This window comes from Bacillus cereus group sp. BfR-BA-01522 (assembly GCF_022662635.1).
In the GTDB taxonomy this organism is placed as follows: domain Bacteria; phylum Bacillota; class Bacilli; order Bacillales; family Bacillaceae_G; genus Bacillus_A; species Bacillus_A cytotoxicus.
The window spans coordinates 415,835-428,037 of sequence record NZ_JAKUDY010000002.1; the positions used below are offsets into that span (position 1 = coordinate 415,835).

The following is a 12,203-nucleotide window of genomic DNA, read 5'->3' on the forward strand; positions in this document are numbered from 1 at the left end:
CCCCCACTGATTATGAGCCCTCACCAATCGGGCTGTTACGGGCAGCCCTACTCTCACCTATCTTTCTTGCTTCTTTCTGAATCTTGAGGTGGGAGTCTTACTGCCCTAACATAGCGGGATAAAGAACAATTACAACAGATTGGTCAAGCAGAAAAACAAGCGATACAAGAAGCTGATGTTTTTCTACTTTTGTTAGATGGAGGATATGGGAGTCATATTGAGATTGGGATGGCGATTGCCTTAGAGAAAAAATTTATCTGTATCATAAACATAATTCTCTTCAAGCTACCTTTTATCACCTACCAGAGATTCATATTTTTCAAGGCGAAATGAGGCGTTTGTCTCTTACATAAGCAAGGATGTGGTATAATGCAAGTTCATGATACGGTATACGGCACTTTTGAAATAGGGGGTATATTAGAAGAACTTATCGAAACGAAAGCGATGCAAAGGTTAAAAAAAGTTCATCAAGCTGGGGCTAGTTTTTTAGTAAATCCAAATTGGAATGTTACCCGCTTTGAACATTCTGTCGGTGTTATGCTTCTTGTGAAAATGTTAGGTGGAAGTGAAGCTGAACAGGTTGCCGCTTTGTTACATGATGTATCTCATACGGCTTTTTCACATGTTGTTGATCGAGTGTTACATAAAAAAGATGAGGACTATCATGAACTTATTTTTGAAACAGTTATCGAAAATTCAGAGATACCTCGTATTTTACAAAAGTATGGATATGATTCTAAAGTACTGCAAAATTGGGAACAATGGAAGCTATTAGAACAGCCATTACCGGCCTTATGTGCAGATCGAATAGATTATACGCTTCGCGATTTATATACATATGGAATGATTTCAAAACAGGAAGTTTCTACTTTTTTAAAGGAGTTAACTGTTCGAGACCAACAAATTTGTTTACGGTCTATAGAAGCTGCTGAGTGGTTTACAGAAACATATTATAAAGAAACAATTGATTTCTTTTTACATCCATTAGGTTCGTATAGTTACCATTTATTAACGGAAGCATTACAGATTGCATTAAAAAGAAAGCGAATTGATATAGAAGATTTTTTATTGGAGGATGAGCAGTTACTTGAAAAATTAAAACGATGCCAAGATGATGAGATAATAAATTTGTTACATAAATTGCATCCAGGGATATTATTAGAAGAGAATAGACAAGACTATGATATTTGTTACAAGAGCGGAAAGGCTCGTCTGATCGATCCACCTGTGTATGTGAATCAGTCTATATGTAATGCTTCTGTTTTGTCTGATCAGGTGAGAGTTTGTAACGAAAGAGCGAAAGAGAAGTTTCAGCAAAATATATATTTAAAAATAAAGGAGTTACCAAGATGAAACTACAAGAGGGATGGAACACAAGTTTTTTAGAAGTTGTACAAAAAAGTGCATTTAAAAAGGACGCAAGTCGCAGTCAATTACTTTGTGTAGATGGAGAGGAAATAGAAGAGCTTGTTGATGACTATGGGTATGATGAAATTGTGAGTCATGAACACGATGAGGAAATCGCAGACGTTTTAGGTGAACAGCTATTTGGAGAAATGGAGCGTTATGTATTTTTAACTTCACAGCCTAAAGAGAAACTGATTACATTTATAAACGGACTAGGATTTCATGTTTTAGATTGGATTGTTCTTCTGGAAACGGAGTTTGGCATTGATAGTTCGTTATTTACATCAGATATTGTAAAGATGTTGGAAAAGCGTTTTAAAGAATTTCCGTACATGGAAGACAAGGCTATTTTTGATATGACCATTAGAGAAGCGATGGATGTATTAGAGTCTGTTACAGGTCTGCAATTGAAAGAAAAGATGGAAATTGAATGAATGATGATGTAAAAAGAACGTGATAATTATCACGTTCTTTTTACATCATCATAACTTTTTTATTTAATTTTTTTTGTCCTGTCAGAAGAGCATTTAAATATTCTACTTTACGTATGCAAGATTGAATGTGTTTTTCAACTTCTTGTAACTCCGCTTGATGATGTGTTTCAATCGGGTGGATTTGCACGTTGAATTTTTCAAATTGACTACTATATGTGATTTCTGCATAGCCGTTCATAATATCAGTTTGATTATGAAATAAAAATTGTTTTGTTTCTTCGCAGTATGTTACATCTTGAAATCCATAAGATTTTAATGCTTCGATTACTTTTGTGATAATTTTTATATCCATTTGTCTCCCTCTTTACGAAGTTCTACTTTTTTATTATACCATGTAAATATTTTGAGTAAGCGTTTTCAAGTGTGTGATTCTATATTTTTACGTATAATTTACCAAAATGAAATAAAGAAAAAATAATTGTAATAAAGGAAGGACTCTTTTTTGTTTTATCACATATATACAGAAATAACGTGATGAAAGGAAACCTTCTATTCGATTTGCAATAAAAGAGGAGAGAGTCTTGAATTTTGATATTGTAGGATAAAAAATATATATATAAAGATGGATCGTATCGAAATAAAATAGGAATTGTGAAGAAAGTAGAAAATAGTCAGGTCAAACATTCAGGATTGTCATTGATAATTATGCTATTGATGTAGAGTTAAAGGATATTATTTTAGTGGGGAGAGATGTAGGACAATTTCATGCATGGTGTGAGAAAAATGGCTATTTGTAGAAGAACGGACAATAGGCGATGAAAACGTGTGTCATGGTGAAAGGAGTGATTTCCTTTTTGGTGATAGATGATATTGGAAAGGAAAAGAATAAAAAGACTCTAACATGTTTTATCATGTTAGAGTCTTTTTATTATGAAGCAACTTCTTCTGTCTGTTCAGTTTGGTCATAAGTATGATGATCTAACTCACCAAGCCATTTACTAGAAATAAGGCCTGCTGTCATAGATCCGCTCACGTTCAGAGCTGTGCGGCCCATATCAATTAATGGTTCCACAGAGATAACAAGAGCGACAATACTGATTGGTAAGTTCATTGTAGACAGTACGATTAATGCTGCAAATGTTGCTCCGCCTCCTACGCCAGCAACGCCGAATGAGCTAATTGCAACAACAGCGATTAATGTTAAAATAAATTGCGGCTGTAATGGATCAATTCCAACAGTTGGAGCGACCATCATAGCAAGCATTGCTGGGTAAATACCAGCACAACCGTTTTGACCGATTGATACCCCAAATGAAGCAGCAAAGTTTGCAATTCCTTCTGAGACACCAAGTTTTTCTTTTTGTGCTTCAATATTTAATGGCATTGCACCAGCGCTAGAGCGAGAAGTGAATGCGAACGTTAATACTGGAAATACCTTTTTTACGTATTGAATTGGATTTAAACCAGAGAGTCCAATTAATAATAAATGAATGATAAACATGACAATAAGAGCTACATAAGATGCTAAAACAAAATTACCAAGTTTTAAAATCGCATTTACATCGCTACCTGCCACTGTTTTTGTCATAAGAGCTAACACGCCGTATGGTGTAAGGCGTAAAATTAATGTTACGATGCGCATAACGATTGCATATACAGCATCAAGCATTTTTTTGAATACATCTGCTTGCTCTGGATATTTACGTTTTACGCCAAGATAAGCAATGCCGATGAAAGCAGCAAAGATGACAACAGAAATTGTTGAAGTTGGACGTGCGCCTGTTAAATCAAGAAACGGATTTGTAGGCAGTAGTTCCAACAATTTTTGTGGAACTGGTGTTTGTTCGATAGAAGTGAATTTCTCTTCTACCGCTTTTAAACGAGCAGTTTCTGCATCCCCTTGTTGTAAACCAGTTGCCTGTACGTCGAATCCCGCGCTTGCGGCAATACCGACAGCGGCTGCAATTCCCGTTGTAAGGATTAAAATACCGATAATCAGTCCACTAATTTTACCAAGGTTGTTTGTTAACTTTAATTTCGTAAATGCTGAAATAATAGAAACTAAAATAAGTGGCATAACAATCATTTGTAGCAATTTCACATAACCGCTACCAATTAAACTAAACCAGTTGTTTGATTCAATGATAACTTTAGAAGTAGGATCGTAAATGAATTGTAAAATAAGACCAAATGTAATTCCGACTCCTAAAGCAGTAAATACACGTTTATTAAAAGATACATGCTTACGTTGCATATAGTATAATACGCCAACTAAGATGAGCATGACGGCAATATTAATTCCGATTAGCAGTGTATTCAAGTTGATTCCCCCTTCATTCCATCTGTTATATAAATATATTTCAAGAAATCCTATAAGTCAACTAGGTGATTGTGGAAAATAAAAAAAGATGGCAACTTGCCATCTTTCTAATGTCCAGTTCCAGGAATAAATAAAAATGTTGTATAGTATGTAAATCCGATGAAGAAGACTGTTAAATATGCTCCGAATACGTATATATACATACGCTCTGTCAACTTTAAATAACTTAAAAGTACAAAAAATCCTGTTTGTCCTAAAAATAGTAGTGCTGTAGCGTACATATCCCCTAAGTAAAACATTACTGAGAAAATTCCAGTCCAAAAGCCAAGAACGCGAAACATGCGCTCCATGCAATCTCCCTCCTTTTCTAAAAAAAGTAATCCCCTTCTTATTATAATTCATTTTTCTTACTATTGTAAATATTTGCGAAAAAAAGAAAAGAAGCCACATAAAATTGACTTCTTTTTGACACATTTAGTTTAACGTAATATTAAAGATTCACTGTGTAGTTACAAGATTTACAGCCATCTAGCAAATTATCATGGCGCTGTAATTCCATATGAGGGAATAGAACTTCAAAAACTCCTTTCATCATATCCCCATGCATATTACAAACTTCATTTGGATGACGAACCGCAACTTCTTTAAACGGACAGTTATACACATTATAGAAAACTTTTGTGCCATCTGTACTTAATTCAAACGAAGGAGACAAGCCAGCTGTTGATAATGCTTCTTTTGCAATTTGTACTTTATGTTCTAATGTTAAAGAAGCTTCATGAACATTCAAACGCTGCATATGTTGTTCCATAATTTCTTTACCTAACTGTTTACCGGTTTCGTATAGCGCTTTCTTTCCAGGTTCACCAAGGCTAAGGAGAGCATTTAAGGAAATGTTTGCTAATAATTGATAGTCTCGAAATGGGAACTGAAGCTGAATGACATCTTCAGATAATATATATAGTCGACTTGGTCTTCCGCCTTTTCCTGTTTTTTTTGTTTCTGATTTCAATATATTTACATCTTCTAATTTTGATAAATGCAGACGTGCTACGTTCGGATGAATATTAAACTCCTCGGCAATTTCTTGTACCGTTACATAACTATGCTTTTGTGAAATATATTTATAAATATAATAACGAGTTGGATCAGATAATACACCTGTAATTTTTAAAGCTTGTTCCATTAGGATCTCCACCTTTTTAACTTTATCCAAGATATTAACATTATAATACAGATAATATTGCTTATAGGTAAATTTAGTCAACAATTCAGAAATTGTTCATAATTTCACAAATATATTTTAGCTTTTTAGTACAGAGAAAATAAGAATTTCGTTATTTTTCTTTTTGATTTATGCGTGATATATACATAGTGAGGAGGGAGTCTAATGAATGATATTGAACATTTTGCCAATAAGATTATGAAAGAAGCTTGTGCAGTACAGGCATCTGATTTACACATTGTACCCAATCGGGAGAATGTAATGATTCAATTGCGCATTGGACAGGACTTAATGACGAAACATTATATTGAAAAGCAGTTTGGAGAGAGACTCATTTCACATTTCAAATTTTTAGCTTCTATGGATATTGGAGAAAGGCGTAAACCACAAAATGGCTCACTTTATTTACAAATTGATGGTCAAGAAGTACATTTACGATTATCCACACTTCCTACAGTATATTTGGAAAGCCTCGTTATTCGTTTGCATTTGCAAGCGTCTATCCAACCATTATCACATCTCTCTTTATTCCCGAGTTCAGCGAAGAAACTGCTCTCTTTTTTACATCACTCACATGGATTGCTTATATTTACAGGACCAACTGGATCTGGAAAAACAACAACAATGTATGCGTTATTAGAAGTTGCCAAAAAAGGTCAAACACGCCGGATTGTTACATTGGAAGATCCGGTGGAGAAAAGAAAGAACGGTTTATTACAAATTCAAATTAATGAAAAAGCAGGGATTACGTATGAGACAGGTTTAAAGGCAATTTTACGGCATGACCCAGATATTATTTTAGTGGGGGAAATTCGTGATGAAGAAACAGCAAAAGTGGCTGTACGTGCAAGTTTAACAGGTCATTTAGTAATGACAACGCTGCATACAAATGATGCGAAAGGTGCTGTATTGCGCTTGATGGATTTTGGAATTAGCAGACAGGAAATTGAACAGTCGTTATTAGCTGTAGCCGCTCAGCGCCTTGTAGAGTTGAAATGTCCGTTTTGTAAAGGGAAGTGTTCACCATTATGTAAATCGATACGCCAAGTACGGCAAGCAAGCATTTATGAGTTGCTATATGGTCATGAATTGAAGAAAGCCATTCGCGAAGCGAATGGCGAACGTGTGGTGTATCGCTATGAAACATTACAATCTTCATTAAAGAAAGGCTATGCTTTAGGATTTTTAGAAGAGGATGTTTATGTTTAATAGAAAAAAATGGCGATTAGATGAACAAGTTATGCTTTTAAAAAGGTTAGGAGATTTATTGGAAAAAGGCTATTCGCTCTTACAAGCGTTAGAGTTTTTACAATTTCAATTATCTTCGCAGAAGCGTTTACAACTACAACATATGACAGAAGAGTTGAAAAATGGGCAGAGTTTACATGATGCTTTTCATCAATTGATGTTCCATCCAGATATATTGAGTTATTTATTTTATGCACAGAAGCACGGTGATATTTCGTTTGCGTTGCGACAAGGAAGTTTACTGCTTCAGAGGAAAAATAAACATCAAAAGGAGATGATAAAAGTACTTCGTTATCCTATTTTTTTATCCGTGTTCTTAATTGGAATACTTGCTGTATTTCATTTTATCCTTCTCCCACAATTTGAAATACTATACAGTTCTTTACGTACATCTACCACCTCTTTTACAGATTCCATTATCTCCTTTATTCAAACCCTTCCGTATATAATAGCTGGCTTTTTTCTAACAGTACTAGTGGGATTTTGTGTATATGTATTCTATCTTCGAAAACTTCCTCCTGTCCAAAGAGTAAATATTTTACTTCGGATTCCTCTTAGTAAAACATTTTTAATTTCTACGCATTCTCATTATCTTTCTGTTCAACTGAGTGGATTATTGCAAGGGGGATTATCGGTACTTGAAGCTTTAACGCTCATGAGTAAACAAAGACATCATCCGTTTTTTCAATATGAAGCAGCTCGAATTGAGGAGCGATTAATGGCTGGAGAACCATTAGATTCTATCATTATGAAGAGCGGATATTATGAAGCAGATCTATCTTACGTCATTGCACATGGACAAAAAAATGGAAATTTAGCAGCAGAATTAGGAGACTATAGTGAATTGATGATTGAAAAAATGGAAGGGAAAATGAATCGTATTTTCGTTGTGATTCAGCCGCTGTTATTTGTCTGTATCGGCATTATTGTCGTGTTTATGTATTTAGCGATGATTATGCCTATGTTTCAAATGATGAACTCTATATAGGAGGTTATTTGTATGAAGGAGGAAAAAGGCTTTACTTTGCTAGAAATGTTATTAGTTATGGTTGTGATCGCTGTATTGTTGCTTTTAATTATCCCAAACGTAATTCAGCAACGTTCCGCGGTACAAGGGAAGGGCTGCGATGCCTATGTGAAATCAGTGGAAGCTCAAGTACAAGCATACCAATTACAGAATAATAAAATACCTACTATAGATGAATTAGTGAAAGAAGAGTATATTACTTCCACTACTTGTCCAAAAGGGGAAGTAATCAGTATTTCAAATGATGGAAAGGTAATTGTTAGTAAGTCGTGAAGCAAAGTGGATTTACGCTTTTAGAAATGCTTCTCGTTCTATTTATGATTTCGATATTAAGTGTTGTCGCATATTTTAATGTCACACCACTGTATGAAAAACAAAAGGTAGAACAATTTTTAAAACAGCTTTCACAAGATATTTTGTATATGCAGCAATTAGCGATCAGTCATCACAGTCATTATACATTGCGTTGGTTTCAGGATAAACATGTATATGCAATTGGTGAATCAGGAAAAGATACATTTCTGATTACTCGTGAGTATGATAAAAACTTAAAAATTAATTTGCATACTTTTCCAAATCCTATGACCTATAATGCAAGAGGAAATATTAATCGAGGTGGTACAATCTTACTTTCTTATCGAGAGTATACTTATGAAATTGTATTCCAGCTAGGGAGAGGGAGATTTACGTATCGTGAAGTGCCAAAGAGGATCAATTATGCTCGAAATGCTCGTAGCATTAAGTTTGTTAATGATGGCAATATCAGTATTACTTCCCCAAACATTACTGATCATGCAAGAGAGAAAAAACATATATCTTCGTTATAAAGCGCAACTACTGTTAAAGAGGGAAGCTGCATTATATGTATATCAAAATCAAGACAGGCGAACAAAGGAAGAAAAGATAGATGATACATTGTATAACGTGCATTGGAAAGGAGAAGAAGTATGTACGAGCTGGAGGGATGTGAAACAAAGAAGGATGGAGCAATGTCGTCATATTCAAAAATAAAAAAGGGAGAGAAGGGTTTTACATTATTAGAAATGCTTATATGTTTATTCTTCCTCTCTCTTTTTTTTCTATTAGTACCTCGTTTTCATAGTCTATTTATGGAAAAAGCATATGCAAAAGAATTAAATGATTGGGAATGGGATGTATTTATGGGACAAGTACAATTGGAATTTCGTGAAGTGCAGCGAGGAAAGGTTATAGTATTGGAGGAAGCGGCGCGAGTTCTGCGGTTTCAGTTAGAAAATGGAGACGTCATCACGTATGAGAATCTCGATCATAACATTGTTCGAAAAGTAAACGGGAGAGGAAGAGAAATTATATTACAAAAGGTAGACTCTATTGCTTATGAATTAACTCCTCATTTGTTATCGATACGGGTGCAAGATATAACTGGAAAGGTATATCATGGCGTGGCAATACGTTATGATACAATTGAGATAGCGGTATGAGAAAGCAAGCTGGTTTTGTTATGCCTGGAACGCTCATTCTTCTTTTCTTACTTATGTCATTTTTTATTTATGAAACGAATATGCTTTTATCTGATAAAAAATTTTATATAGAAGCAGAGCAAAATTTTGCATTGGAAGAAATGGTTGATCAAGTGATTTCAGATGTGAAGGCAGATTTACAGAATAATGAGATGCATGATACTTTTTCGTTTGTTTATGAAAAAGGAGAAGCAAGAGGACGATATGTCTTTGAAAAAGACGTTGTTTTTGTGGAATTACAGTGTATCGTTAAGGCAGGACGCTTATACAAAGCGAGTTTTCAATATGATACTGTTACGAAAAAGATTATCAATTGGTTAGATGAGCAATGAAGCAGTGGACTGTAGAGGATAAAATCAAACCTTAGCAGAGAGTTGTCATTTTTTAGAGGAAGGAAAGGGGCTGACCGTGTATAGAAGTGGCAGAAGAAAATGGAATCTCACTTTTTCTTTCATAGTCAGCGCCTACCTTTCAGGAAAAATTGATCTGTCTATAGTACGTTTTGTTCTATTGCCATCATCATAGAACAAAATGTTTTTCATTTTGGATTATCTACTGTAAAATTTGATGATTCAAATGGAGGAATATGAGAGTGATATTGAGGAATTTATGTTTGTATGGAATTACAATTTTCCGTTATTTTAGATCAGAAATCTATATCACAAGCAGAATCTTTCGTTATAATACAAATAAAACTTTGGGCACGATTGAATAGAAAAGAGGATATGAACATGAGAGCTATTTATATAACGGGGTATATGGGAGCAGGTAAAACGACAATTGGCAAGGCATTAAGTAAAGAGCTTGGTATTGACGTCATAGATACAGATCAGAAAATTGAAGAGAAGCAAGGGCGAGTGATTCGTGATATTTTTGCAAAAGAAGGAGAGCGTTCATTTCGGCAATATGAAAGTGAGATGCTTTGCTCATTACCAACGAAGGATGTAATTATTACAACAGGCGGTGGTATTGTTGAGCGCATAGAGAATCGCGAGTGGATGAAAGAGAATGGAACAGTTGTATATTTATATTGTGATCCTTATGTAATTGCAGATCGGCTGCATGAAGATATAACGCGCCCGCTATTTCAAAAGGAGAATGTCGAAGCTTTTGTAGCGAAGTTTGAAGAACGTCGTGCTTTTTATGAAGAGGCAGTGATACAGATTGATACGACAAATAAAAGTATACAAGAGGTTACGGAAGAAATTCTTCGTCGGATTAATTCATGAAAAAGTGGGTACACTATTCAAGTAGAGGTGATAAAAACATGTCTACTAATGATTATGTGCGTTTTGTAACGCAACAATTTGTATCTTATATGGATGCTCCAAAAGAGGATCGAAAACAGAAGAAAGAGCAGCGCCGTGCAGAAAAAGCGCCGTTTTTAAACAGATGGTTCGGTATGATGCCACTTAGTGCCGCTTTGCTTTATCAAAATGTTAAAAAGAAAAGAAAAAAATTAAGCTAATCACAATTGGAATCATTTACCGCTAGTAATTGTGGTAAATGGTATAGTACAATCTTTCTCGACGAGTATATACTTGTCATTAATTCGACAGATTTATACCTATAAAAATCCCCCAGCATGACACATGCCGGGGGATTTTTATATTTTACATTGACCCGTGTTCCTCAGTGACTGTGTGTATTTTATTGTTTACCCATACAAATCCGATACCGATACATATAGAGATTCCCCAACCGACAGCAGTCATAATTGCTCTCATTTCACCATATCCATCTACGCCGAAAACAGAAATGAAATAGATTTTTAAAAAGCTTTTCAAAATGAATTGGAGGCCAAAAAATAATGTTAAATATTGCAAGGCAGGATAGATGCGCTTATTGCGATACAGAGCACGACTTTTGTCACGATCATGTCCTTGCAGCGCGGCAATATCAGCTGCAAAATATAACATAAGTGGCTTCTTTATAAAAATTGTGCAAATCACAATGCACCCAAGTACGATATGATAATAGGCGTCATTCCAAAGCATTTTCTCAGCGGAACCGGATAATAAATCTACAGTTGTATTCGCGATAAGGGTGATGAGAATAAAGAAACCTGTAATATTGAACTGCCTTTCTTTTTTGAACGTGTACAGTGTATACAGAATACCTGGTACAGAAGAAATTAGCATTGCATAGTAGGGGTCAATATGTGCTTTTGCGAATTTCCAAATAAGAAAAGGAAAGACGAGATAAAAAACAATGTCGTATATAGCTTTTTTATTTTGATTCATTTTTGCCCTCCTTGATTTGTACCTATATTTTACAATAGAATGTTTGAATATTGTATAAGATTAACAAAAGAAATAAGAGGGCTTATTTGCAATTGATGAAAAGATTGTATCTAGCGTAGGGGATTTTTTTGTTGTATAATAATTAAAACGCTTTCATTCCTTCGGGTTGTTCACAAAATTGACGAAAATCTATGCTATTCTTATTGATATGTTATCTTATAATGAAACGAATCATCTATACATGCATACAATATTGTGAAAAAATAACATAAATAATTTATATAAATATAAACGTTATCAAAAGGAGGGTGGAGACAATGAGTAAATTTTTCTTTAATCATAATCCAGCAACATTAGAGGACGGAAGGCTTGTAGAATATGCTGAAATTATTTACGGAGAAGGTGGCCGTTCGGTATTAGAAAATTTAATGGTGAAAGCATCTATTAGGTTACGTGATCGTTATCCAGACAAATCTGACGAGCAAATCTCTCACCTTGTAAATCAAGGATTGCATGATATGTTTCAGAAATATGTGAAGGAATAAGAGAAGTGAAATGCTTCTCTTATTTTTGTATAAGGAGAGCGATACTAGCTGACAATAAAATGAAGTAAAAAATATAAGAGGTGAAAGAGATGAGCAATGGAGTAGGGCGTTCAAAAAAGAATCTTCCGACAGATGCAAATCATGTAAGTGCAAAAGATCGAGCATATCAAAAGCGTATGACAGAGAAGCAGCAGCAAGAGCATAATGATGGTAGGAAATATAATGGAAAAATATAAGAAAAGCTCCTTCTTACAT

17 protein-coding genes and 3 pseudogenes are annotated in these 12,203 nt (G+C 34.7%); 15 read left to right on the top strand and 5 right to left on the bottom strand.

The window, feature by feature from the left end:
- Positions 1–117: 117 nt before the first annotated feature.
- From MR059_RS04725 to MR059_RS04735, 3 genes and pseudogenes are all read left to right on the top strand, one after another.
- Positions 118–353 (top strand): annotated as a pseudogene (locus tag MR059_RS04725) (group-specific protein); the annotation flags it as partial.
- A gap of 16 nt (positions 354–369) precedes the next feature.
- On the top strand, positions 370–1,353 hold the full coding sequence (locus MR059_RS04730) for an HD domain-containing protein (protein WP_048723888.1): 984 nt from the start codon (positions 370–372) through the stop codon (positions 1,351–1,353).
- Positions 1,350–1,841 carry a hypothetical protein gene (locus tag MR059_RS04735; protein WP_242161580.1) on the top strand — a complete coding sequence of 164 codons (492 nt, stop codon included), beginning with the start codon at positions 1,350–1,352 and terminating at the stop codon, positions 1,839–1,841. The genes MR059_RS04730 and MR059_RS04735 overlap by 4 nt, the downstream gene beginning before the upstream one ends.
- A gap of 40 nt (positions 1,842–1,881) precedes the next feature.
- On the opposite strand, the gene MR059_RS04740 is transcribed toward MR059_RS04735, so the two are convergent.
- The gene (locus MR059_RS04740) at positions 1,882–2,193 is read right to left on the bottom strand and encodes a hypothetical protein (protein ID WP_012095437.1); all 312 of its coding nucleotides are present in this window, start codon (positions 2,191–2,193) and stop codon (positions 1,882–1,884) included.
- A gap of 229 nt (positions 2,194–2,422) precedes the next feature.
- Between MR059_RS04740 and MR059_RS04745 the strand changes: the two are divergent.
- A pseudogene (locus MR059_RS04745) lies at positions 2,423–2,638 on the top strand (DUF3912 family protein).
- 131 nt (positions 2,639–2,769) lie between these two features.
- On the opposite strand, the gene MR059_RS04750 reads toward MR059_RS04745, so the two are convergent.
- From MR059_RS04750 to MR059_RS04760, 3 genes are all read right to left on the bottom strand, one after another.
- Positions 2,770–4,125 carry an L-cystine transporter gene (locus MR059_RS04750; protein WP_269147661.1) on the bottom strand — a complete coding sequence of 452 codons (1,356 nt, stop codon included), beginning with the start codon at positions 4,123–4,125 and terminating at the stop codon, positions 2,770–2,772.
- A gap of 143 nt (positions 4,126–4,268) precedes the next feature.
- Positions 4,269–4,511 (bottom strand): DUF2626 domain-containing protein, encoded by a 243-nt coding sequence (locus tag MR059_RS04755; RefSeq protein WP_012095433.1) that lies wholly within the window; start codon positions 4,509–4,511, stop codon positions 4,269–4,271.
- Positions 4,512–4,651: 140 nt separating this feature from the next.
- Positions 4,652–5,347 (bottom strand): helix-turn-helix transcriptional regulator, encoded by a 696-nt coding sequence (locus MR059_RS04760; RefSeq protein ID WP_242161582.1) that lies wholly within the window; start codon positions 5,345–5,347, stop codon positions 4,652–4,654.
- 204 nt (positions 5,348–5,551) lie between these two features.
- On the opposite strand from MR059_RS04760, the gene comGA reads away from it, so the two are divergent.
- The 9 genes and pseudogenes from comGA (at position 5,552) to MR059_RS04805 (ending at position 10,628) form a co-directional block, all read left to right on the top strand.
- Complete coding sequence (comGA, locus tag MR059_RS04765; RefSeq protein WP_087095343.1) at positions 5,552–6,595, top strand: competence type IV pilus ATPase ComGA; 1,044 nt, start codon at positions 5,552–5,554, stop codon at positions 6,593–6,595.
- Complete coding sequence (gene comGB / locus MR059_RS04770) at positions 6,582–7,622, top strand: competence type IV pilus assembly protein ComGB (protein WP_041810011.1); 1,041 nt, start codon at positions 6,582–6,584, stop codon at positions 7,620–7,622. Before comGA ends, comGB begins: the two co-directional genes overlap by 14 nt.
- Before the next feature lie 12 nt (positions 7,623–7,634).
- Positions 7,635–7,934: a competence type IV pilus major pilin ComGC gene (gene comGC, locus MR059_RS04775; RefSeq protein ID WP_012095385.1), complete on the top strand. Its 300-nt coding sequence runs from the start codon at positions 7,635–7,637 to the stop codon at positions 7,932–7,934.
- Positions 7,931–8,377, top strand: a pseudogene (gene comGD / locus MR059_RS04780) (competence type IV pilus minor pilin ComGD); the annotation flags it as partial. The gene comGC and the pseudogene comGD, both read left to right, overlap by 4 nt.
- Entirely contained in the window at positions 8,355–8,672 is a 318-nt protein-coding gene (locus MR059_RS04785; protein ID WP_235436438.1) for a type II secretion system protein, read from the top strand. The pseudogene comGD and the gene MR059_RS04785, both read left to right, overlap by 23 nt.
- Positions 8,651–9,121, top strand: coding sequence for a competence type IV pilus minor pilin ComGF (comGF, locus tag MR059_RS04790; RefSeq protein ID WP_041810544.1), 471 nt, complete (start codon positions 8,651–8,653; stop codon positions 9,119–9,121). The genes MR059_RS04785 and comGF overlap by 22 nt, the downstream gene beginning before the upstream one ends.
- Positions 9,118–9,492 carry a competence type IV pilus minor pilin ComGG gene (gene comGG / locus MR059_RS04795; RefSeq protein WP_048723614.1) on the top strand — a complete coding sequence of 125 codons (375 nt, stop codon included), beginning with the start codon at positions 9,118–9,120 and terminating at the stop codon, positions 9,490–9,492. The genes comGF and comGG overlap by 4 nt, the downstream gene beginning before the upstream one ends.
- Positions 9,493–9,891: 399 nt before the next feature.
- Complete coding sequence (locus tag MR059_RS04800; RefSeq protein ID WP_012095381.1) at positions 9,892–10,389, top strand: shikimate kinase; 498 nt, start codon at positions 9,892–9,894, stop codon at positions 10,387–10,389.
- A gap of 38 nt (positions 10,390–10,427) precedes the next feature.
- Positions 10,428–10,628, top strand: coding sequence for a YqzE family protein (locus MR059_RS04805; protein ID WP_048723620.1), 201 nt, complete (start codon positions 10,428–10,430; stop codon positions 10,626–10,628).
- 145 nt (positions 10,629–10,773) lie between these two features.
- On the opposite strand, the gene MR059_RS04810 is transcribed toward MR059_RS04805, so the two are convergent.
- Positions 10,774–11,403 (bottom strand): VC0807 family protein, encoded by a 630-nt coding sequence (locus tag MR059_RS04810; protein ID WP_012095379.1) that lies wholly within the window; start codon positions 11,401–11,403, stop codon positions 10,774–10,776.
- A gap of 317 nt (positions 11,404–11,720) precedes the next feature.
- Here MR059_RS04810 and MR059_RS04815 point away from each other — a divergent pair, with 317 nt between their 5' ends.
- Positions 11,721–11,948: a hypothetical protein gene (locus MR059_RS04815; RefSeq protein WP_012095378.1), complete on the top strand. Its 228-nt coding sequence runs from the start codon at positions 11,721–11,723 to the stop codon at positions 11,946–11,948.
- A gap of 89 nt (positions 11,949–12,037) precedes the next feature.
- Positions 12,038–12,184: a hypothetical protein gene (locus MR059_RS04820; protein ID WP_012095377.1), complete on the top strand. Its 147-nt coding sequence runs from the start codon at positions 12,038–12,040 to the stop codon at positions 12,182–12,184.
- Positions 12,185–12,203 lie beyond the last annotated feature (19 nt).